The sequence below is a fragment of the Streptomyces sp. NPDC028907 genome, from assembly GCF_055564995.1.
Window position 1 is genome coordinate 1 of the sequence record NZ_JBVHVE010000017.1, and the last position, 21,572, is coordinate 21,572.

16 protein-coding genes are annotated in these 21,572 nt (G+C 70.6%); 1 reads left to right on the forward strand and 15 read right to left on the reverse strand.

Going from position 1 to position 21,572, the window contains the following annotated elements; genetic code table 11:
• From ACZ4UU_RS37575 to ACZ4UU_RS37595, 5 genes are all read right to left on the reverse strand, one after another.
• On the reverse strand, window positions 1-595 hold a 595-nt coding region (locus ACZ4UU_RS37575; protein ID WP_471907905.1), incomplete at its 3' end, for an aminotransferase class I/II-fold pyridoxal phosphate-dependent enzyme.
• Complete coding sequence (gene gcvH / locus ACZ4UU_RS37580; RefSeq protein ID WP_471907906.1) at window positions 592-1,029, reverse strand: glycine cleavage system protein GcvH; 438 nt, start codon at window positions 1,027-1,029, stop codon at window positions 592-594. The genes gcvH and ACZ4UU_RS37575, both read right to left, overlap by 4 nt.
• Window positions 1,026-2,207: an NAD(P)/FAD-dependent oxidoreductase gene (locus ACZ4UU_RS37585; RefSeq protein ID WP_471907907.1), complete on the reverse strand. Its 1,182-nt coding sequence runs from the start codon at window positions 2,205-2,207 to the stop codon at window positions 1,026-1,028. The genes gcvH and ACZ4UU_RS37585 overlap by 4 nt, the downstream gene beginning before the upstream one ends.
• A gap of 186 nt (window positions 2,208-2,393) precedes the next feature.
• On the reverse strand, window positions 2,394-3,527 hold the full coding sequence (locus ACZ4UU_RS37590) for an aromatic ring-hydroxylating oxygenase subunit alpha (protein WP_471907908.1): 1,134 nt from the start codon (window positions 3,525-3,527) through the stop codon (window positions 2,394-2,396).
• A gap of 212 nt (window positions 3,528-3,739) precedes the next feature.
• The gene (locus ACZ4UU_RS37595) at window positions 3,740-4,825 is read right to left on the reverse strand and encodes an S-(hydroxymethyl)mycothiol dehydrogenase (RefSeq protein ID WP_471907909.1); all 1,086 of its coding nucleotides are present in this window, start codon (window positions 4,823-4,825) and stop codon (window positions 3,740-3,742) included.
• Between the two features lie 405 nt (window positions 4,826-5,230).
• Between ACZ4UU_RS37595 and ACZ4UU_RS37600 the strand changes: the two genes are divergently transcribed.
• Entirely contained in the window at window positions 5,231-6,028 is a 798-nt protein-coding gene (locus tag ACZ4UU_RS37600; RefSeq protein ID WP_471907910.1) for an IclR family transcriptional regulator, read from the forward strand.
• A 63-nt stretch (window positions 6,029-6,091) separates the two neighbouring features.
• On the opposite strand, the gene folP is transcribed toward ACZ4UU_RS37600, so the two are convergent.
• The 10 genes from folP to ACZ4UU_RS37650 all read right to left on the reverse strand — a co-directional run bounded on the left by folP (window position 6,092) and on the right by ACZ4UU_RS37650 (window position 21,369).
• Window positions 6,092-6,919, reverse strand: coding sequence for a dihydropteroate synthase (gene folP / locus ACZ4UU_RS37605; protein ID WP_471908065.1), 828 nt, complete (start codon window positions 6,917-6,919; stop codon window positions 6,092-6,094).
• 191 nt (window positions 6,920-7,110) lie between these two features.
• Entirely contained in the window at window positions 7,111-7,713 is a 603-nt protein-coding gene (locus ACZ4UU_RS37610; RefSeq protein ID WP_471907911.1) for a sarcosine oxidase subunit gamma, read from the reverse strand.
• Window positions 7,706-10,930 carry a sarcosine oxidase subunit alpha family protein gene (locus ACZ4UU_RS37615; protein ID WP_471907912.1) on the reverse strand — a complete coding sequence of 1,075 codons (3,225 nt, stop codon included), beginning with the start codon at window positions 10,928-10,930 and terminating at the stop codon, window positions 7,706-7,708. Before ACZ4UU_RS37615 ends, ACZ4UU_RS37610 begins: the two co-directional genes overlap by 8 nt.
• 11 nt (window positions 10,931-10,941) lie before the next feature.
• The gene (locus tag ACZ4UU_RS37620; RefSeq protein ID WP_471907913.1) at window positions 10,942-12,174 is read right to left on the reverse strand and encodes a sarcosine oxidase subunit beta family protein; all 1,233 of its coding nucleotides are present in this window, start codon (window positions 12,172-12,174) and stop codon (window positions 10,942-10,944) included.
• Window positions 12,175-12,196: 22 nt separating this feature from the next.
• Window positions 12,197-13,057 carry a bifunctional methylenetetrahydrofolate dehydrogenase/methenyltetrahydrofolate cyclohydrolase gene (locus ACZ4UU_RS37625; RefSeq protein WP_471907914.1) on the reverse strand — a complete coding sequence of 287 codons (861 nt, stop codon included), beginning with the start codon at window positions 13,055-13,057 and terminating at the stop codon, window positions 12,197-12,199.
• A 123-nt stretch (window positions 13,058-13,180) separates the two neighbouring features.
• Entirely contained in the window at window positions 13,181-15,619 is a 2,439-nt protein-coding gene (locus ACZ4UU_RS37630) for a GcvT family protein (RefSeq protein WP_471907915.1), read from the reverse strand.
• Window positions 15,620-15,801: 182 nt separating this feature from the next.
• Window positions 15,802-16,779 carry an ABC transporter substrate-binding protein gene (locus tag ACZ4UU_RS37635; RefSeq protein WP_471907916.1) on the reverse strand — a complete coding sequence of 326 codons (978 nt, stop codon included), beginning with the start codon at window positions 16,777-16,779 and terminating at the stop codon, window positions 15,802-15,804.
• 14 nt (window positions 16,780-16,793) lie between these two features.
• Window positions 16,794-18,794, reverse strand: a complete 2,001-nt coding sequence (locus ACZ4UU_RS37640) for an ABC transporter permease (RefSeq protein WP_471907917.1) — start codon at window positions 18,792-18,794, stop codon at window positions 16,794-16,796.
• The gene (locus ACZ4UU_RS37645) at window positions 18,794-19,879 is read right to left on the reverse strand and encodes a quaternary amine ABC transporter ATP-binding protein (RefSeq protein ID WP_471907918.1); all 1,086 of its coding nucleotides are present in this window, start codon (window positions 19,877-19,879) and stop codon (window positions 18,794-18,796) included. The genes ACZ4UU_RS37640 and ACZ4UU_RS37645 overlap by 1 nt, the downstream gene beginning before the upstream one ends.
• Before the next feature lie 20 nt (window positions 19,880-19,899).
• The gene (locus ACZ4UU_RS37650) at window positions 19,900-21,369 is read right to left on the reverse strand and encodes an aldehyde dehydrogenase family protein (protein ID WP_471907919.1); all 1,470 of its coding nucleotides are present in this window, start codon (window positions 21,367-21,369) and stop codon (window positions 19,900-19,902) included.
• Between the last annotated feature and the right edge of the window lie 203 nt (window positions 21,370-21,572).

Here is a 21,572-nt window from a genome sequence, read left to right on the forward strand (position 1 = left end):
ACAGGTACGCCTCGACCTCGTCGGCGATCCGCCGGAACTCGGCGAAGTCCAGCTGCCGCGGGTACGCCGACCAGCCGGCGATGATCACCTTCGGCCGGTGCTCCTTCGCGAGGCGCTCCAGCTCCGCCATGTCGACCAGACCGGACTCGGCGTCCACGTGATACGGCACCACGTTGAACTGCTTGCCCGAGAAGTTGATCTTCATGCCGTGGGTGAGGTGGCCGCCGTGGGCCAGGTCCAGGCCGAGGATGGTGTCGCCGGGCTGGGCGAGCGCGAACAGGGCGGCCTGGTTGGCGGAGGCGCCGGAGTGGGGCTGGACGTTGGCGTACTCGGCGCCGAACAGCTCCTTGACCCGGTCGATGGCGATCTGCTCGGCGACGTCGACGTGCTCGCAACCGCCGTAGTAGCGGCGGCCCGGGTAGCCCTCGGCGTACTTGTTCGTCAGAACCGAACCCTGCGCCTCCAACACCGCGACCGGCGCGAAGTTCTCGGAGGCGATCATCTCCAGGGTCGACTGCTGACGGTCCAGCTCCGCGTCGAGCGCGGCGGCGACCTCGGGGTCGAGTTCGTGCAGGGGCTGGTCGAACAGGGTCATCGGCGGTCTCCTTGGGTGTGGGCACAGTGCGCGGCGTAGGCGTCGGGGGTCAGCGCGCCGGCGATGTTCTCGACCCGCAGCCGGAACAGCCAGCCGCCGGTGTAGGGGGCGGTGTTGACGACGCCGGGGTCGTCGGCCAGAGCGGGGTTGACTTCGAGGACGCGGCCCGAGGCGGGGGCGTACAGGCCGCTGACGGCGGTCCGTGACTCGATCCGCCCGCAGCTCTCCCCCGCCTCGACCCAGGTTCCGACGTCGGGCAGTCGCAGCTGGACGACGTCACCGAGGGCTTTCGCCGCGAACGCGGTGATGCCGACGGTGGCGTTGCCCTCGTCCACGACCAGCCACTCGTGGTCCCAGGTGTAACGCAGGTGCCGCGGAATGCTCGCGGGGGTCTCCGCCGCGGATCCCGGGGAGAGTCGGGGCGCGGAGGTCATGACACGACGGCCGCTGCGGCGGGGACGAGGGTGCGGCGGAGCCGGTTGAAGAACTTCGGCTGGTTGAGGGAGAGCACGGCGACGGGGGTGCCCTCGCGGCGGTAGAGGACCGTGAAGGTGCGGCTGGCGACGTCGCCCTCGACGACCTCGGGCTCGGCGCCCGGGGCGACGTATCCGGCGACCTGGATGCGGGTCCGGTACTGGTCGGACCAGAAGTACGGCGGGGTGAGCGATGCCTCGGCCGACACACCGGTCAGCAGGGTGCGGGCGGCGGTCCTCGCCTGCTCGGTGGCGTTGCTCCAGTGCTCGATGCGGGCGTGCCGTCCGGTGAACGGGTGGGGGCAGCGGGCGACGTCACCGACGGCGACCACGCCCGGTACGCCGGTCGAGCAGCCGGAGTCGCACACCACGCCGTCGTCGACCCGCACACCGGAACCGGCGAGCCAGTCGGTGTTGGGCCGCACGCCCACGCCGGCCACGACGATGTCGGCGGGCAGCACCCGCCCGTCCGCCAGCCGTACGCCCGTGACCCGGCCCTCGCCGAGCAGTTCCGCCACGCCGGTTCCGCACAGCAGCCGAACGCCGTGATCGCTGTGCAACGAGGAGACCACCAGCCCCATCTCGCGCCCGAGTTGACGCTCCAGCGGCACGGGGAGCGCCTCGACGACGGTGACGTGGAGCCCGAGCCCGTGTGCGGTGGAGGCCACCTCGGCGCCGATGAACCCGGCGCCGATGACGACGACCCGGGGCATGCCGTCGAGCAGTTCGGCGCGCAGGGCCTGGGCGTCCTCCAGGGTGCGCAGGGTGTGGACGCCCGCCAGCCCCTCGGTGCCGGGGAGGGTGCGGGGGGTGGCGCCGGTCGCGATGACGACGCCGTCTGTGCGCACGTGCCGTCCTGAGGCGAGGGTGACGGTGCGGGCGACGGGGTCGAGCCGCACGGCGCGCTCGCCGAGCAGCCACTGCGCGTCCAGGACCTCGTACTCGTCCGCGTCGCCGAGCGCGAGCCCGTCGGCGTCGATGTCGCCCTTGAGGAATTCCTTGGACAGCGGGGGCCGGTCGTAGGGGGTGTGGCGCTCCTCCCCCACGACGACGATCTCGCCGTCATAGCCCTCTGCGCGCAGCGCCCGGACCGTGCTCAGGCCTGCCAGCGACGCTCCGACGACGGTGATGCTCCTCATGCCGGCTCCATACGGGGAGTTGTTGTCTCGCATAACACAACGACATTCGCTATGCGCAACATGCTTTCCGCGTGATGCGGTGTTGTCAAGGGAGATGTCGCATATCAATTTCCGACTACGCACGAGGTTGCGCACAGCGCAACAGCCCCGTCGCAGGGGATCGGGCGGGCGGTACCGGGTGTGGCGTCAGTGCGTGGGACGCACGTCGAGCTTGTTCTGCAGCCAGGTGTGGAACTCGCCGATGTGATGCTCGCTGGGCACCAGCACACCGCCCTTGGCGTACGCCTTCGAGCTCATCGCCGGCTGGGTGCGCTCACAGGCGTCGAAGTCCTGCTGGTTGACCCGGTGGAACAGCTCCACCGAACGGTCCACGTCCTTGCCGCTCTCCACGACGTGCGGCAGGTACAGCCAGTCGCACTCGACGACCGTGCGGTCGGCTGCCATCGGGTACATCCGGTGGAAGATCACGTGGTCGGGGACGAGGTTGACGAAGACCTGCGGCCGGACGGTGATCGCGTAGTAGCGGCGATCCTGGTTCTCGGCGACGCCCGGGATGCGGTCGAGGCCCTCGGAGCCGTCGACGGTGAAGCCCTGGACCTCCTCGCCGAACTCGGCGCCGTGGCCCACGTAGTACTGGGCGGCGTAGCCATCGGCGAACTCCGGGAGCACCTCGGTGAGTTCGGGGTGGATCGTGGCGCAGTGGTAGCACTCCATGAAGTTCTCGATGATGAGCTTCCAGTTCGCCTTCACGTCGTAGGTGATACGGCGCCCCAGCCCGAGGTCGTCGATGCCGTAGCGCTCGATCGACTCCAGGTCGCCCAGCCGCTCGACGACCGCGCCCTGCACATCCGTCTCGAAGGACGGCGGCTCGTCGGCGAGACACACCCACACATAGCCGAGCCACTCCCGCACATGGACGTTGATCAGGCCGTACTCGGTCCGGTCGATGTCCGGCATGGACGTCAGGTTCGGGGCGGCGACCAGCTTGCCGTCCAGGCCGTAGGTCCAGGCGTGGTACGGACACTGGAAGGCCCGCTTCACCTCACCGGACTCCTCGGTGCACAGCTTGGCACCGCGGTGCCGGCAGATGTTGAGGAAGGCCTTGATCGAGCCGTCCCGCGAGCGGGAGATCAGCACGCTCTCGCGGCCCACCTGGTAGGTACGGAAGGCGCCGGGCTTGTCCAGCTCGGCGGCGCGCGCCACGCAGAACCACATGGCCTCGAAGACCCGCTCCTGCTCCTGGGCGAAGACCTCGGGGTCGGTGTAGTACTCACCGGACAGCGTGGGGATCAGGCTGGGCGGCAGGTTCGTGATGGTCATCGTGTCACCTTCGGAAAAATACGGACGTTCGGAGAATGTCGGGGGTTCGGAGAAGGTCAGACGCGCGGCAGACGGAGCCGGGCGAGTGGCCGGGGGTGTGCGGCACCAGGAGGTCGGCGCCGGCCACGGTCAGGCCCTCCTGCCGCAAGACCTCTGGGAGCCGCCGTCCGGTTCGAAGGTGCCGGAGGTGACGAGGCGTTCGACGCGCGCGGTCACAGGACCACCACCGAGCGCAGGACGTCGCCGTGGTGCATCCCGGCGAACGCGGCCTCCACGTCGTCCAGGCCGATCGTCTCGGTGACGAACTCGCCCAGGTCGAAGCGGCCTTGGAGGTAGAGGTCGATCAGGACGGGGAAGTCCCGGGAGGGCAGGCAGTCGCCGTACCAGGAAGGCTTCAGCGCGCCGCCGCGGCCGAAGACGTCCAGCAGGGGCAGGTCGAGGGTCGGCTCAGGGGTGGGGACGCCGACCAGGACGGCGGTGCCGGCGAGGTCACGGGCGTAGAAGGCCTGCTTGAAGGTCTCGGGGCGGCCCACCGCGTCCACGACGACGTCGGCGCCGTGACCGCCGGTCAGCTCGCGGATCGCCTCGACCGCGTCGGTCCGGGAGGAGTCGACGGTGTCGGTGGCACCGAACTGCTCGGCCCACTTCAGCTTTCGCTCGTCGACGTCCACGGCGATGATCCGGCTCGCACCGGCGACCTTGGCGCCCGCGATCGCCGCCATGCCGACGCCGCCGCAGCCGATCACCGCGATCGAGTCACCGCGGCCCACGCCGCCGGTGTTGACCGCGGCACCGAACCCGGCCATCACCCCGCAGCCGAGCAGACCGGCCGCGGCGGGCGAGGCCGCCGGGTCGACCTTGGTGCACTGACCTGCGGCGACGAGGGTCTTCTCGGCGAAGGCGCCGATGCCGAGGGCCGGGGAGAGCGGGGTGCCGTCGGCGAGGGTCATCGGCCGCGTGGCGTTGCGGGTCGCGAAGCAGTACCACGGCCTTCCCTTGCCGCAGGCCCGGCAAGTGCCGCAGACGGCACGCCAGTTGAGGACGACGAAGTCGCCGGGCGCGACATCGGCGACTCCTTCGCCGACCGACTCCACGACACCGGCCGCCTCGTGGCCGAGCAGGAACGGGAACGCGTCGTCGATCCCGCCCTGCCGGTAGTGCAGGTCGGTGTGGCAGACACCGCAGGCCTGCACCCGCACCAGCGCCTCGCCGGGGCCCGGGTTCGGCACCAGGATGGTCTCCACCGAGACCGGTGCGCCCTTCTGGTGGGCCACGACGGCGCGTACCTCGTGTGTCACGGTCGATCTCCTCGTAGAGGGGACGGGCCGAACGCGATCTCCGGGATCTTCGGCCTGATGTTCTGAGGGAGGGAGGGAACTTCACCCGAACCCGGGTGAGACCTGGAGGCCGAGCCACCACCTGAGTTGTGCATTACGCAACTCTGTTCGCTATAAGCAACGACCGACCAAACTGTCTCCCTGCGGACACCCACTGTCAAGGGGGCCGGCCGAGCGAAGTCGCCATCCCGGCGGAAAACGGACGCCCGATACCGCCGGGGCCACCCGCCAGGAGGGGGGAGGCGCACCGCGGTCTTCCGTTGACCGAGCGGCCCGTGCAACCATGCGGGCGGCCCGATCCGGTCACCCGAACCGCCTTCCGCGGCCCCCTTCAACCCTGCCGAACACCGTGCGTATAGTTGCGCCATGAGCAACTACACCGCAGATAGCGAAACGGCGGGTCCCGCGGTGAACGGGGTGCAGTCCGTCGACCGCGCCGTCAGCGTCCTGGAGATCCTCGCCCGGCGCGGCGAGGCGGGCGTCAGCGAGGTGGCCGCCGAGATAGAGGTGCACAAGTCCACCGCGTTCCGTCTGCTCGGGGCCCTGGAAGCACGCGGCCTGGTCGAGCAGACCGCCGAGCGGGGCAAGTACCGGCTCGGCTTCGGGATCGTGCGCCTGGCCGGCGCGGTCACGGGCCGGCTCGACATCACCCAGCAGGGCCGGCCGGTGTGCGAACGGCTGAGCGAGGAGATCGGCGAGACCGTCAACATCGCCGTCCTGCAGGAGCACTTCGCGGTCAACCTGGATCAGGTACGCGGCCCCGGCGCAGTCGGCACCCACAACTGGGTCGGCAAGCTCACCCCCGTGTACGCGACGTCGAGCGGCAAGATCCTGCTGGCCCACCTGACCCGGAAGGAACGCGCCCGCGTGCTCGCGGAGTCGGAGGTGCGGAAGCTGACGCCGCACACCCTGACGGCCGGGACGAAGCTGGAGAAGGACCTCGCCGAGTCGCGGATACGCGGATACGCGGTGGCGCTGGAGGAGCTGGAGATCGGGCTGCACGCCGTCGCGGCGCCGATCCGGTCCCGCGAGGGCGAGGTCATCGCCGCGCTCAGCGCCTCCGGCCCCACCTACCGCTTGACCGAGGAACGCATCCGCGAGGTCGCACCTTTGCTGATCAGCGGCGCGGACGAAATCAGCCGAAGGATGGGCTATCTGGGCTGAGGCCTCACGTCCGCCGCGCGGTCTCCACAGGGCGCTCGGTCCGGCCGCGGTCCTCGGGCGCGCTCAGCGCGTGGACGACCGCGCCGGCGCCGCCGCCTCGACACCCCAGCGGGCCGTCACACGTACCGCGTCGGCCGTGGAGGCGACGTCGTGCACGCGCAGGCACCAGACGCCCTGCGCGGCGGCGAGCACGGAGACGGCGGCGGTCGCGGCATCGCGCTGCCGCGCCGGGCGCGGTCGTCCCGTCTCCCGATCCGCCAGCAGGCTGCCCAGAAACGACTTGCGTGACGCGCCCACGAGCACGGGGTGGCCCAGGCCCCTGACGTCCCCGAGGCGCCCCAGGAGCTCCCAGTTGTGGTCGGGCGTCTTCGCGAAGCCCAGCCCGGGGTCGACGACCAGACAGCCGCGCGGTATCCCCGCCTCCAGCGCGGCGTCGATCCTCAGGCGCAGTTCACCGAGCACATCGGTGACGACGTCGTCGTAGACGGCGTTCGCCTGCATGCCAGCGGAGTGTCCACGCCAGTGCATGAGGATGTACGGCGCCCCCGCCCGCGCCATCAGCGGCAGCATCGCGGGGTCGGCGAGACCCCCTGAGACGTCGTTGACCAGCCGCGCACCCGCGTCCAGCGCGCGTGCGGCGACCTCGGCGCGCATCGTGTCGACGCTCACGACCGCGCCCGCCGCCGCGAGTTCCCGGACGACGGGCAGAACGCGTCGCACCTCCTCCTCGACCGGCGGGCGTGCCGCGCCGGGGCGGGTCGACTCACCACCCACGTCCACGATGTCCGCGCCCTGTTCGAGCAGGGCGATCCCGTGCGCCACAGCCGCGTCGGCGGCGAACGACAGCCCGCCGTCGGAGAACGAGTCCGGCGTCACGTTCACGACACCCATGACCAGGGTCCGGCCGGGGCGTGGCAGGCCGTGCGGGTGGAGTACGGGTGTTCCCGGGGCGAGTGGAGCAGTGGCGGTCACGGGCGTCCGACCTTCGATGCGTTTGACGGAACATGCTGCGCAAAGCCCTGTGGGAGCTCCTGAGCGGAGCTCCCACAGGGGCCGGCGGGGTGCGGGCCCGCCGGGCTTCCTCAGAGGTACTCGGTCGCCGCGTCCAGCAGCCAGTCCGCCAGATAGCCGGCGAACGTCGCGCGGACCAGGATCCAGAATCCGGCCCCGGGTTCGTCCCGGGCGACCAGCACGACCTGGGTGCGGCCCAGGGTCGTCTGAGCGCAGCGGCCGGCTCCGAAGACCCGCGGATGCAGGTCCAACGAACAGCCGTGGGCCAGCAGGTCATGGGCGCGGGGGCCCGTGACGAGGAGCGTGGTGCGCTGTGCGGAGACGTCGGTGACGGAGACGTGCTCCTCCCCCGCCGCCTCCCGGATCCGGCTCTCCAGATCCCGTTCACTGCCCGGCGGTCCCACCAGCAGCCATTCGTCCGGGCCGAGCCACAGCGCGGTCAGCTCCCCCGCGCGCACGACGGTGTTCGGCTGGAGCGGCAGTTGCAGGTCCAGTGCCAGCCCGACGGCCTCCGCCGCCGCTCCCTTGGCGTCCAGACGCACGTTCAGCTGGGCCAGGAAGGGCAGTTCGGCCAGCCGGATGGCACCCCCGGACGCGCGGGTGGCGGCGGCCAGGTGGTCCGCGGCCTGCGAGAGCGGGCTGCGGAGCGGGGCGTTAAGGGCGGTCTCAGCCATCGCGGCGGGCTCCCTCGGGGTCGTAGAGGACAGGGCTGGCGACGGTCACCGGCACCAGTTGGTCGCCGACGGGGGCGTACAGCCGTTCGCCGATACGATCCCGGCCGCCCCTGATCAGGGCGAGCGCGAACGTCCGGCCGAGGGCGGCGCTGCGATAGCTGGAGGTGACATGGCCGAGCATGGGGACGGGCGGAGCCGGCAGCACACGGTCGGCGATCAGGTGGGTGCCCTCCCGGAGGAGGGTGCCCGGATCCTCGGGGAGCAGTCCGACCAGGTGTTTGCGGTCCGGGCGGGACGTGTCCGCGCGGGCGTAGGACCGCTTGCCGACGAAGTCCGGCTTCTTCTTCGACACCACCCAGCTCATCCCGAGGTCCTGCGGGGTCACCGTGCCGTCGGTGTCCTGGCCGATGATCGGGTATCCCTTCTCGGCCCGCAGGACGTGCATGGTCTCCGTGCCGTACGGGGTGATGCCGTACGGCGCGCCGGCCTCGTACACGGCCTCCCACAAGGCGAGGCCCTGCCACGGTGACACGTTGATCTCGAAGGCGAGTTCGCCGGAGAAGCTGATCCGGCAGACCCGGGCCTCGATGCCCGCGACGGTCGTCTCCCGCCAGGCCATGAACGGGAAGTCGTCGTTGGCCACGGCCAGTCGGGGCGCGAGCGAGGCGAGGACCGCACGGGACTTCGGACCGACGAGCGCGACCGTCGCCCACTGCTCGGTCACGGAGGTGCAGTGCACCTTGAGCTCGGGCCACTCCGTCTGGTGCCACTCCTCCATCCAGTCGAGTACGGCGGCGGCGTTGCCCGTCGTCGTGGTGACGAGGAAGCGCTCCGGGGCGACCCGGATGACCGTGCCGTCGTCGAAGACCATGCCGTCCGGGCGGCACATGACGCCGTAGCGGATCATGCCGACCTTCAGGGTGCTCATCATGTTGGTGTAGAGCCGGTCGAGGAAGACGCCGGCGTCCGGGCCCTGGACGTCGATCTTGCCGAGCGTGGAGGCGTCCATGAAGCCGACGCTCTCGCGCGTGGCGGCGCACTCGCGCAGTACGGCGGCTTCCATGTCCTCGCCGCCTCGCGGGTAGTACCAGGGGCGCTTCCACTGGCCGACGTTCTCGAACAGGGCGCCGTGCGCGACATGCCACTCGTGGATGGCGGTCGTGCGGACCGGGTCGCTCAGCGCGCCGCGGTCGCGGCCCGCGAGGGCGGCGAAGGACACCGGCGTGTACGGCGGGCGGAACGTGGTCGTGCCGAGCGCCGAGATGTCCGTGCCGAGCAGTTCGGCGACGACGCCGCCGGCCAGCGTGCCGGAGGTCTTGCCCTGGTCGTTGGCGGTGCCGGCCGTCGTGTAGCGCTTGGTGTGCTCGACCGAGACCAGGCCGGCGCCGGTCGCGCGGGCCAGGTCGGCGACGGTGACATCGCGTTGGAGGTCTACGAAACGGGGGGCGTCGTCCGTGCCACCCGGGACGACGTACACGTGCATCGGCGCGGTCGGACGCGGCTGCGCGGCCACCTCCGGGAGGCGGGGCGTGTCGGCCGGGTAGCCCTCGGCCTCGACGGCGCGGGCACCGGCGCCCGCGCCCTGGGCCAGGACCGCGGCCTGGTCGAGGACGCCGCTCGCGCTGCCCGCGACCTCGACGGCCTGACGGCAGGTGTCGGGGACGAATGAGCCAAGCGTCTCGTCGTGGCGCAGCTTGCCGCCGGACTGGCTGAACAGGTGCGCCACCGGGTTCCAGCCGCCGGAGACCAGCAGCAGGTCGGCGGCGAACTCGCGCCGCCCCGCGGACTCTCCGTAGGGTGCGACGGTCACGGCGGCCAGGCGGGCCTCGCCCTCCGTACCGGTGACGGCGTGCCCGGCCAGCACCTCGATGCCGGCCGCCCTCGCGTGCTCGGCCCACTCCCCCGGTTCGGGGCGGGTGTCGACGATCGCCGTGATGGCGAGGCCGGCCGAGGCGAGGTCCAGGGCCGCCCCGTACGCGCTGTCGTTGGTCGTGAAGACGACCGCGTGACGGCCGGGCAGGACGCCGTGGCGGTTGACGTGGGTGCGGGCCGCGGAGGCAAGCATCACGCCGGGGCGGTCGTTGTCGGGGAAGGCCAGCGAGCGCTCGTGGGCGCCGGTGGCGAGGACGACCCGGCGGGCGCGGATGCGCCAGACGCGTTCGCGGGAGACCTTCTCGGGGGCGGCGGCGCCGAGGTGGTTGGTACGGCGTTCGACGGCGAGGAGGTGGTTGTCGTCGTAGTAGCCGAAGACGGTGGTGCGGGGCAGGACACGGACCTCTGGGGCGGCGGCGAGCAGCTCCGTCACCTCCCGTACCCAGTCGAGGTGTTCGGCCGTGCCGAGGAGGCTGCCGCCGGGTTCCGGCTGGTCGTCGGCGAGGATGACGCGGGCGCCGCTCCTGGCTGCCGCCGCGGCTGCCGCGAGGCCGGCCGGGCCGGCGCCGACGATCAGCAGGTCGCAGTGGGCGTGTACGGCGTCGTAGCGGGCGGGGTCCGGGTCGGTGGCGAGGCGGCCCTGCCCGGGGAGGCTGGTCGCGACCAGGCCGTCGTAGAGCTCGACGGTCGTCGCGGGGAGCATGGGCTCCGGGAAGGGCTCCTCGATCTGGACGACCGCGTTGGGCTCTTCGACGCCGGCGGAGAAGATGCCTCGGGGGCGGCCGAGCTTGATGCTGGTGCCGGCCTGGATGACGCCGTTGGCGAGGAGAGCGGAGGCGAGGGTGTCGCCTCGGTAGCCCTGGTACTCGGTGCCGTCGAAGGTGAAGGTGAGGGAGGTGTCGCGGTCGATTCGGCCGCGGGTGGGGTGGCGGAACGGGTTGGTCTCGCGCCCTGCACCCCCTCGGAGGTTGTCGTTCAGCTGCGGGTGGGTGGGGGCTGGTCGCGCAGTTCCCCGCGCCCCTTCTGGGGCCGGCGCCCCAGACCCCGCTGAAGACACCGGCCTCGGCTCAAGAGTCGCCGGGCGCTCCTCGCCCGACCTGTACACCGTCAGGATCTCGTTCGTCGACGTGTCCCGTACCGCGTTGAACCAGCGGCGGCAGCCCGCCGTGTGGCTCCACCGCTCGGCGAAGGGGCCCTTGGGGTTGTCGCGGAAGAAGAGGTAGCGGGCCCACTCCTCGTCGGAGAGGGACGCGGGGGCCTCCGGGTAGGGCACGTGGGCCTGGCCGCCGTAGTGGAACTCGGCCTCGTCGCGGGGCCCGCACCACGGGCAGGGGATGAGCAGCATGGTTCGGCTCCCTAGTGGGCCACCGCGGCAGCGCCGTGCTCGTCGACGAGCGCGCCGGTGGTGAAACGGTCGAGCGAGAAGGGGGCGTTGAGGGCGTGCGGAGTGTCGTGGGCGATGGTGTGGGCGTAGACCCATCCGACGCCCGGGGTGGCCTTGAAACCGCCCGTTCCCCAGCCGCAGTTGAGGTAGAGGTTGTCGACGGGGCTGAGCCCGATGATCGGTGAGGCGTCGGGGCTGGTGTCGACGATGCCGCCCCAGGTGCGCAGCACATGGGCGCGGGCGAAGACCGGGAACAGCTCCAGGGCCGCCGCCATCTGCTCCTCGATGATGTGGAAGGCGCCGCGCTGGGTGTAGGAGTTGTACGCGTCGATGCCCGCGCCCATCACCAGCTCGCCCTTGTGGGCCTGGCTGACGTACACGTGGACGGCGTTGGACATGACGACCGTGGGGTGCACCGGCTCCAGCAGCTCGGAGACCAGGGCCTGCAACGGGTGGCTCTGGATGGGGAGCTCGATGCCCGCCATGGCCGCGAGGACCGAGGTGTGGCCCGCCGAGCAGAGCGCCACCTTGCCCGCCGCGATGGGGCCGCGGGTGGTCTGGACGCCGACGACCCGATTGGCGACCACGTCGAGGCCGGTGACCTCGCAGTTCTGGATGATGTCGATACCCGCGGCGTCCGCGGAGCGGGCCAGGCCCCAGGCGACGTGGTCGTGCTTGGCGATGCCCGCGCGCGGCTGGTAGGTGGCGCCCAGGACCGGGTAGCGCACGTCCTGCGAGATGTTGACGATCGGGCAGACTTCCTTGACGCCGTCCGCGTCGAGCCACTCCGCGTCCACGCCGTTGAGGCGGTTCGCCTCGACGCGGCGGACGCTGTCGCGGACGTCCTGGAGACTGTGCGCGAGGTTCAGCACGCCGCGCTGGGAGAAGAGGATCGGGTAGTCGAGCTCCTCCGCCAGGCCCTCCCAGAGTTTGAGGGCGTGCTCGTAGATGCCGGCGCTCTCGTCCCACAGGTAGTTGGAGCGGATGATCGTGGTGTTGCGGGCCATGTTGCCGCCCGCGAGCCAGCCCTTCTCCAGCACCGCGACATTGGTGATGCCATGGTTCTTCGCCAGGTAGTGGGCGGTGGCGAGGCCGTGTCCGCCGCCGCCGACGATCACTACGTCGTACGACCGCCTGGGATCGGGCGTACGCCACAGGAAGTCGGGGTGGTCGGGGAGGTCGGCGCCGGGGGTGCGGGGGCTCATCGGACATCTCCGTTCAGCACGTTCATACGGTGTTCGCGTTCCTCTCGGCGGCCTCCACGACGTTGGCGAGCAACATCGCTCGGGTCATGGGGCCCACGCCGCCGGGCATCGGGGCGAGCCATCCGGCCACCTGCGCGGCGTCCGGGTGGATGTCGCCGACCAGGCCGTCGTCGGTGCGGGTGATGCCGACGTCCAGGACCGCGGCGCCGGGACGCAGCATGTCCTTGGTGACCAGAGCGGGTACGCCGGCGGCCGCGATGACGATGTCGGCCTCGCGTACGTGCCAGGCCAGGCCCTTGGTGCCGGTGTGGCAGAGGGTCACGGTGGCGTTCTCCGAGCGGCGGGTGAGGAGGAGGCCGATGGGGCGTCCGACCGTGATGCCGCGGCCGATCACGCACACCCGCGCGCCGGCGAGGGGCACCTCGTGGCGGCGGAGCAGTTCGACGATGCCGCGCGGGGTGCACGGCAGCGGGGCCTCGACTCCGAGGACGAGCCGGCCGAGGTTGACGGGGTGCAGGCCGTCGGCGTCCTTGGCCGGGTCCATGCGTTCCAGTACGGCGTTGGCGTCCAGGTGGCGCGGGAGCGGGAGCTGGACGATGTAGCCGGTGCACGCCGGGTCGGCGTTGAGCTCGTCGATCGTCTCCTCGACCTGCTGCTGGGAGGCGTCAGCGGGCAGGTCCCGGCGGATGGACGCGATGCCCACCTGGGCGCAGTCGCGGTGTTTTCCGGCGACGTAGGCGCGGCTGCCGGGATCGTCGCCGACCAGGACGGTGCCGAGGCCGGGCGGGCGGCCTCCGTCCGCCGTCAACTTGGCGACACGATCGGCAAGTTCGCGGCGAATGGCGGCCGCCGTCGCCTTCCCGTCAAGCAGCTGTGCGCTCACCGGCGGTACTCCTTCCAACAGGCCAGAGGTGGAGCGCCCTTCAGGGGCGCGGGGAACTGCGTGACCAGCCACAACACACCTGCACTCGCCGGACGACCCACCGAGGCACACGCTTCGCCGCCCTCACCCACGAAGACGGGACATCGTCGGGTCGAACAAGGGCTCTTCGGCCACGACCGCCGCGACGCGCCGGTCGAAGTAGCCGATCTGCACGGGCGTGCCGGGAGTGGTGAGCTCCGCCGGGAGCCACGCGTAGGCGATGCCCTTGCCGATGGTGTAGCCGTAGGCGGCGCTGGTGACGTAGCCGACCGGGCGGTCGCCGTCGTAAACAGGCTCCTTGCCGAGGACGACGGAGTGCGCGTCGTCGATGGTGAGGCAGGTCAGCCTGCGCCGCACGTCGTCCTTGCGGCGCTCCAGTGCGGCCTTGCCGATGAAGTCGCCCTTGTCGAGCTTGACGGCGAAGCCGACGCCGGCCTCGTAGGGGTCGTGCTCGTAGGTCATGTCGGTGCCGAAGGAGCGGTAGCCCTTCTCCAGGCGGAGGCTGTTGAAGGCGCCGCGGCCGGCGATGACGCCGCCCAGGGGCCTCGCCGCCTGCCACAGCGTGTCCCACAGCTTCTGGCCCTGGTCGGCGGTGGTGTAGAGCTCCCAGCCGAGTTCGCCGACGTACGACAGCCGCATCGCCGTGACCGGGACGCTGCCGATGTAGGCGCGCTTGGCGCGGAAATACTTCAGGCCGTCGTTCGAGAAGTCCTCGTCCGTCAGCGGCTGGAGGACCTTGCGGGCCAGCGGGCCCCACAGGCCGACGCAGCAGGTGCCGGGGGTGATGTCGCGGACCTGGACGGTGCCGTCGGCGGGGAGGTGGCGGGTGAACCAGTCGAGGTCCAGGTTGCCGTTGGCGCCGACCTGGAAGAGGTCGTGGGCGAGGCGGGCGACGGTGATGTCGCTGCGGATGCCGCCGTCGTGGTCGAGCAGGAGGGTGTACGTCACCGAGCCGACGGACTTGGCGACCTTGCCGGTGCACAGCCGCTCCAGAAACTCGGCGGAGCCGAGGCCGCTCACCTCCAGGCGCTTGAGGGCCGTCATGTCGTACATCGCGACGGTCTCGCGGGTGGTCTGCGCCTCGGCACCGACGATGGGCGACCAGAACTGGGCGGCCCAGTCGTTCGGGGTGGGGATGTTGCGGCCCTCGACGAGCTTCGCGTTGGCCTCGTACCACTGCGGGCGCTCCCAGCCGCTCGCCTCCAGGAAGAAGGCGCCGTGCTCCTGCTGGCGGGTGTGGAAGGGGCTGGTGCGGATCGGGCGCGGGTCGCCGGACGGCTGGAGGGGGTGGAGGATGTCGTAGACCTCGACGAAGTTCTGGCAGTCGCGGGCCAGGACGTACTCCGGGGACAGCTGGTGCGGCTCGAAGCGGTTGACGTCGCACTCGTGCAGGTCGAAGGACGAGCAGTGCCCGTCGACCAGCCATTCGGCCATGGCCCGGCCGACGCCCGCGGAGTGGGTGACCCAGACGGCCTCGGCGACCCAGAAGCCCTTGACGTCCTGCGACTCGCCGAGGAGCGGGAAGTTGTCGGTGGTGAAGGAGAACAGGCCGTTGATGCCTTCCTCGATCTTCGCCTCGCGCGTCGAGGGGAGCAGGGACTGGGTCTCGCTCCAGGCGGGCTCGAAGTCCTCCTCGGTGAACTTCAGGACGGACGGCATCTCGGCTGCCTCGTCGAAGGCACGGATGTCGTCCGCGGAGATCGGCATGGGGCGGTGGCCGTAGTACCCGATGCCGATGCCGTCGAAGCGGTCGCGGTAGTAGAGGTCGGCGTCCTGGTGGCGCAGGATCGGGCGGACCGCCTCCTCGGTCTGGCCGGCGAGGGCCGGGACGGGGCCGGTCCAGGCAAGTTGGTGGGCCAGCGGGGTCAGCGGCAGGTTCATGCCGGCCATGCGGGCGATCTTGGGGCCCCAGATGCCGGCGCAGCACACGACGATGTCGGCGGGGATCTCGCCCTGGTCGGTCAGGACGCCGGTCACCTCGCCGTCGGCCTTCAGGACGTCGAGGACCTCGTGGCGGGGCAGGAAGCGCACACCGCGTTCGGTGGCCCGGCGGATCTGCGCCTCGACGGCGAGGACCGCCTTGGCGAGGCCGTCGGTCGGCACCAGGAGGCCGCCGAGCACCTTGTCACGGTCGACCAGCGGGTGCTTCTCGACGCACTCGTCGGTGGTCAGGATCCGTGACTCGATGCCCCAGGCGGTGATCCAGCCGTGCCGGCGGTGCAGTTCGGCGAGGCGCTCCGGTGTGGTCGCCACTTCGAGGCCGCCGACCTGGAGGAAGCAGGGCTTGCCGTCGACGTCGAGGGAGCAGAACTTCTCGACGGTGTAGCGGGCCAGCTCCGTCATGGTCTTCGAGGAGTTCGTCTGGAAGACCAGGCCGGGGGCGTGCGAGGTCGAGCCCCCGGTGGCCGGGAGCGGCCCCTGGTCGACCACGGTCACCTCGGTCCACCCCAGCGCCGAGATCTCGTCCGCGAGAGCCGCGCCGACGACTCCCGCTCCGATGATGACCACACGCGGTCCCGCCATCGCCGCACCTCCGGTTGAGTTGCTTTCTGCGCAACGTGATTCAGGTTGCGCAACTCAATGTGCCTGCCGTGCAGGTGGGTGTCAAGAGGTCCGGTGACGTCGGAGAACGGCCTGGAAAAACAGGAATGCCCGGTGGGCGGTGCGCGTCCGTACGCACCGCCCACCGGGCATTCGAGAAGGGCCTACTTGATCCAGGCCTCCACCTTGTCGCGGTTGGCCTCGACCCACTTCTTCGCCGCGGCCTCGGGGGTCATCTTGTCCACCGCGATGTACTTGGCCACGGCGTTCTGGTCGTCGTTGGTCCAGGTGAAGTTCTTCACCAGGTCATAGGCGGGGCTGCCGGACTTGGCGAACTTCGCGCTGACGATCTTGTCCAGCTTGTACACGGGGTAGTCGCAGTTCACCTTCTCGGCGTCGGCGTCGCAGCCCGTCTTGTACTCGGGCAGCTTGACCTTCTTCAGCGGCACCTCGGACATGAACCACTGCGGCTCGTAGAAGTAGCCGATCACCCATTCCTTGTCCTTCTCCGCCTTGCGGAAGGCCTGGATGAGGGCGGTCTCGCTGCCCGCGTACACGACCTTGAAGTCCAGCTTCAGGTTCTTCACCAGGGCCTCGTCATTGGTGACGAACGACGGGTCGCCGTCGAGGAGTTGCCCCTTGCCACCGGACTCGGACGTCTTGAACTCGGCCGCGTACTTGTCGAGGTTGTTCCAGTCGAGGATGTCCGGGTGCTCCTTGGCCAGCCACGGCGGCACGTACCAGCCGATGAGACCTTGGTTGCCGGTCGGACCGGCGTCCACGGCGGTCTTCTGGTCGGTGATGTACTTCTTCTTCAGGTCGTCATGCCCCCAGTTCTCCACGACGGCGTCGACCTCACCCGTCCCGAAGCCCTGCCAGGCGATCTCTTCCTTCAGATCCTTCTTGGTGACCTTGCAGCCGAGGTCCTGCTCCGCGACGTACGCGATCACCGCCGCGTTGGCCTCGTACCCCACCCACGGGTTGACCGCGAGGTTGAAGGTGCCGCACTTGCCGGAGCCGCCCGAGCCGCCGGCGTCCGAGGAGCTGTCACCGACCTTCGCGCCGCCGCAGGCGGTCAGGGTGAGGCCGAGGACCGCTATGCCGGCCGCGCCGACTCTCCACTGTCTTGCTTGCCTTGCCATGGTCAGTGAACTCCTTACGCGCTGGTACGCCGCGCCGCTGCCTGAGTGATCCGGTCGAACATGACGCCGAGAAGGACGATGGCGAGCCCCGCGGCGAGCCCCTTCCCGAACAGTTGCCCCTGCGAGAAGCCGGCCACGACGTCGTAGCCGAGGGCGCCCGCTCCTACCAGGCCGCCCACCACAACCATCGACAGCACGTAGATCAGGCCCTGGTTGGTCGCGAGAGTCAGGGCGCCGCGTGCCATCGGCAGTTGGACCTTGGTGATGATCTGCCAGGTGTTGCACCCGGCGGAGGTGGCCGCCTCCACGGTCGTCGCGGGCACGTTCCGCACCCCGTCCGCGATGATCTTCATGGCGACGGGGGCCGCGTAGACGATGGCCGCGACGATCGCCGTGAAGCGGGTCGCGCCGAACAGCGCGAGGAACGGCACCAGATAGACGAACGGCGGCATGACCTGTGCCGCGTCCAGACTGGGCCGCAGCATCCGGTCCACCAGCGCGCTGCGCCCCATCCACACGCCGAAGACGATGCCGAGCAGCATCACGAGCACCGTGGCGACGAGGGTCGACGCCAGCGTCGTCATGCCGTCGGACCACACTCCGGTGGCGACCAGCAGGCCCACGCACACCGTCGTGGTGATGCCGGCGCGCGGTCCGCCGAGGACGACACCGAGCGCGATCAGCACGGCGCCGACGAGCCACCACGGGGAGTCGGTGAGCAGGGACTGGAACGGGTTGAGCAGCCCGTTGGTGATCACGTCGCGGATGGCGTTGGTCAGGCCCGAGAGGTTGTCCTGCACCCAGGTCGTCGCGGTGTCGGCGGCGCTCGCGATGGAGCTTCCAAGCCCGCCCTCGCCGGGGAACTCCGCCGCCCATAGGTAGGTGTGCGACAGGTAGATCAGGACGGCCGTCAATGCCGCGCCCGCGCCCAGCAGCGGCCGCCGCCAGGCGAGGTAGCGGTTCTTCGAGCGCCGGGCCTCCTCCTCGCGCGCGCTGGCCGCGGTCGTGACCCGGTCGAGGACGATCGCCATGACGACGATGGACAGGCCCGCGTTGAAGGCCGTACCGACGTCGAGCGACTGGAGGGCCTGGACGACGGTCTTGCCGAGGCCGGGCGCGTCGATGAGGGCCGCGATGGTCACCATGGCCAGGGCGGCCATGATGGTCTGGTTGACGCCCATCACCACGGTTCGCTTGGACATCGGCAGCAGGACCTTCAGCAGCGACTGCCGGCGCGTCGCCCCCAGTGAGTCGGCCGCCTCGACCGTCGTCTCCGGAACGGTGCGGATGGCGTGCGCGGTGATGCGGATCGCCGGGGGTGCCGCGTAGATCACCGTGGCGATGGTGGCGGAGGCTCCGCCGATGAGGAAGAACAGCGTCAGCGGGGCCAGGTAGACGAAGGTCGGCATCGTCTGCATGAAGTCCAGGAAGGGCGTGATGATCCGGTTGAACCGGTCGGACAGCCCCGCCCAGACGCCCAGCGGGATCGCGAACAGCAGCGCCACGAACACGGCGGAGACGGTGAGCGCCAGCGTGTCCATGCTCTCCTGCCACAGGCCCTGGAGCCCGAGGAAGGTGAAGCCGGCCACCGCGAGCAGTGCGACCCGCCAGTTGCCCACGGCCCAGGAGACATAGCCGGCGATGCCGACGACACCGAGCCAGCCGATCTGCGGGACGGGCCGGTCGGCGGACGGCTGGGAGATCAGCTCCTGGACGAAGGTCACCAGGGAGTCGATGACCAGGCGGATCTCGTTGAAGAAGTAGAGGAAGAGCGGGTTGGAGTTGCGGTTCGCGCCGATGGAGTCGTTGACGTCGTTGATCCAGCGGTGCAGGTCGGTCAGGTCGGCCGCCGCCAGGGCGAGGGTCTGCTTGCCGCGCAGGACGACGAACAGCACCAGCCAGACGACCAGGATGGCGCCGACCACCATGGACCGGCTGACCTTGCGCGGCTCCTCGGCCGGGGCAGCCGGCTCGGCCGCCTGTGTCTTCTCGGGTTTCTCGACGGCGACGGTCATCACGCGCCGCCTTCCCGCCCGGCGACCACCGCGAGGATCTCCTCGTCGCCGACGATGCCGAGCAGCTCGCCGTTCTCGACGACCTTGACCGGCTTGTCGGCCGCGAGCACCGCCCGGGTGGCCTCCTTCACCACGACGTCCGGCCCCAGCTCTGGGCCGTCCAGGGCGTCGCCATCCTCCGGCGGGCGCATGATCCAGCGCAGGGTGAGCACGTCGCCGCGCGGCACGTCCTTGACGAACTCGCGGACGTAGTCATCCGCCGGGGCTCCTACGAGTTCGTCGCCGGTGCCGCACTGGACCATCTTGCCGTCGCGCATGATCAGGATGCGGTCGCCCAGCTTGAGGGCCTCGGAGAGGTCGTGGGTGATGAACACCATGGTCTTGCCGACCTCGTGGTGCAGGCGGATGACCTCGTTCTGCATGTCACGGCGGATCAGCGGGTCGAGCGCCGAGAACGGCTCGTCGAAGAAGAGTACGTCCGGGTCGCCGGCCAGCGCCCGGGCGAGGCCCACGCGCTGCTGCATACCGCCGGACAGCTGGTCGGGGTAGGACCTCTCGTAGCCCGCGAGGCCGACCAGCTCGACGACCTCCTGGGCCCGCTTGGTGCGCTCGGCCCGGCTCATGCCCCGGATCTCCAGCCCGAACGCCACGTTGTCCACGACGCGGCGGTGGGGCAGCAGACCGAAGTGCTGGAAGACCATGGAGAACTTGCGGCGCCGCAGATCACGCAGGCGGGCCGCGTCGGCCTGGCGGATGTCCTCGCCCTCGAAGACGATCTCACCTGCGGTGGGTTCGATCAGCCGGGTCAGACATCGCACCAGGGTGGACTTGCCGGAGCCGGACAGGCCCATGACGACGAAGACCTCGCCGGGCGAGACGTCGAAGTGGACGTCGCGTACGGCGGCGGTGCATCCGGTGCGGTCCATGAGCTCGCGGCGGGTGAGGCCGCACAGCTCCTCGGAGTCCGGTACCTGGTCGGCCTTCGGCCCGAACACCTTCCACAGCCTGCGCACGGAGATGACCGGGGTGGAGCCCGAGTCCTGGGGCGTGCCGCGCCGCTGCGGCACCTCGGTCTGTGTGGTCACGTTCGACCTTCTTTCGGCGTTCAGCCGCGGAACCAGTGCTGCGGCCGGGGTTGGATGTTCTGCCAGATGTGTTTGGGCTCTCGGTACTCGTTCAGGCCGGTCGGTCCCAGCTCCCGGCCCACGCCCGAGAGCCCGAAGCCACCCCATTCCGCTTGCGGCACGTAGGGGTGGTAGTCGTTGATCCACACCGTGCCGTGGCGCAGCCGCCGGGCGACCCGCTGGGCCCGGCCCGCGTCCTGCGTCCAGACGGCTCCGGCGAGTCCGTACTCGGTGTCGTTGGCGATGCGGACGGCGTCGTCCTCGTCGGTGAAGCGCTCGACGGTCAGCACGGGCCCGAAGGACTCCTCGTGCACCACGCGCATGTCCTGCGTGCACTCGTCGAGCACGGTCGGCGGGTAGTAGTGGCCGCCTGCCAGCGCGGGATCGTCGGACCGTGCGCCGCCGCAGCGCAGCAGGGCGCCCTCGGCGATCCCCGCGGCGACGTACGCCTCGACCTTCGCCAGGTGCTGTGCGGAGATCAGCGCGCCGGTCTCGGCGTCGGCGTCGAAGGGGCCGCCGAGCCGGATCCGCCGGGCCCGGCGCACCACCTCGTCGACGAACCGGTCGTGCAGGGAGCCCTCGACGATGAGCCGGGCGCCGGCCGAGCAGACCTGCCCCGAGTGCAGGAACACGGCCGTGAGAGCGAAGTCGACGGCCGTCTCGAAGTCGGCGTCGGCGAAGACTACGTTGGGGTTCTTGCCACCCAGCTCCAGCGCGACCTTCTTCACGCTCGCGGCGGCGGTGGCCATGATCCGCTTGCCGGTCTCCAGCCCCCCGGTGAAGGACACCATGTCCACGGCCGGGTGCTCGGAGAGCGGCGCGCCCACCTCGGGCCCGGTGCCGAGGACGAGGTTGGCGACGCCGGCCGGGATCCCGGCCTCCTCCAGTGCCCTCATCAGCAGGATGGAGGTGGAGGGGGTCAGCTCGCTGGGCTTGAGGACGATCGCGTTGCCGGCGAGCAGCGCCGGGGCGACCTTCCAACCGGCCTGCAGCAGCGGGTAGTTCCAGGGGGTGATGAGCCCGCACACTCCGACCGGCTCGTAGACCACACGGCTGACGGCGTCGTCCCGGCCGGTGTCGATCGCGCGCCCGGCGTCGGTGCCCGCGAGGCCACCGTAGTAGCGGAAGCAGGAGACGACGTCGGCGATGTCGTACTCGCTCTCCACCAGCCGCTTCCCGGTGTCCAGGGACTCGGCGCGGGCGAAGTCCTTGGCGTCGCGCTCCAGGATGTCGGCGGTACGCAGCAGCAGTGCGCCGCGTTCGCGCTCGGGGGTGTCCGGCCAGTGCCCCGCGTCGAAGGCGCGGCGGGCCGCGGCTATCGCGGCCTCGGTGTCGGGGCGGGTCGCCTCCGATACGGTCGCCGCGAGCGTGCCGTCAGCCGGACACCGGATGTCCCGGTGTCCACCGGCGACCGGATCCCGCCATTGGCCATCCACATACAGGTCTGCCACGCGACGAGCCTTTCAATGGAAATTCGTTGCGCATCGTGCACCCGATTGCTTGTGGTGGAACACAGTGTCGAATGGACAGACCGGCGTCAAGGGGTTGGCCGATGACGATTTCACCATGCCCGCCTTTACTCGCCCACCCTTGACCACAGGCGATGTCGAGCCGACCATGTTGCGTATCGCTCACCTTGTTGTGCAATACGCAC

What these genes read in the sequence shown, in the direction of transcription:
- gcvH (WP_471907906.1), bottom strand. Translation starts at nt 1,029, where the DNA reads ATGACCTCCGCGCCCCGACTCTCCCCGGGATCCGCGGCGGAGACCCCC.
- ACZ4UU_RS37585 (WP_471907907.1), bottom strand. Translation starts at nt 2,207, where the DNA reads ATGAGGAGCATCACCGTCGTCGGAGCGTCGCTGGCAGGCCTGAGCACG.
- ACZ4UU_RS37590 (WP_471907908.1), bottom strand. Translation starts at nt 3,527, where the DNA reads ATGACCATCACGAACCTGCCGCCCAGCCTGATCCCCACGCTGTCCGGT.
- ACZ4UU_RS37600 (WP_471907910.1), top strand. Translation starts at nt 5,231, where the DNA reads ATGAGCAACTACACCGCAGATAGCGAAACGGCGGGTCCCGCGGTGAAC.
- folP (WP_471908065.1), bottom strand. Translation starts at nt 6,919, where the DNA reads ATGGGTGTCGTGAACGTGACGCCGGACTCGTTCTCCGACGGCGGGCTG.
- ACZ4UU_RS37610 (WP_471907911.1), bottom strand. Translation starts at nt 7,713, where the DNA reads ATGGCTGAGACCGCCCTTAACGCCCCGCTCCGCAGCCCGCTCTCGCAG.
- ACZ4UU_RS37615 (WP_471907912.1), bottom strand. Translation starts at nt 10,930, where the DNA reads ATGCTGCTCATCCCCTGCCCGTGGTGCGGGCCCCGCGACGAGGCCGAG.
- ACZ4UU_RS37620 (WP_471907913.1), bottom strand. Translation starts at nt 12,174, where the DNA reads ATGAGCCCCCGCACCCCCGGCGCCGACCTCCCCGACCACCCCGACTTC.
- ACZ4UU_RS37630 (WP_471907915.1), bottom strand. Translation starts at nt 15,619, where the DNA reads ATGGCGGGACCGCGTGTGGTCATCATCGGAGCGGGAGTCGTCGGCGCG.
- ACZ4UU_RS37635 (WP_471907916.1), bottom strand. Translation starts at nt 16,779, where the DNA reads ATGGCAAGGCAAGCAAGACAGTGGAGAGTCGGCGCGGCCGGCATAGCG.
- ACZ4UU_RS37640 (WP_471907917.1), bottom strand. Translation starts at nt 18,794, where the DNA reads ATGACCGTCGCCGTCGAGAAACCCGAGAAGACACAGGCGGCCGAGCCG.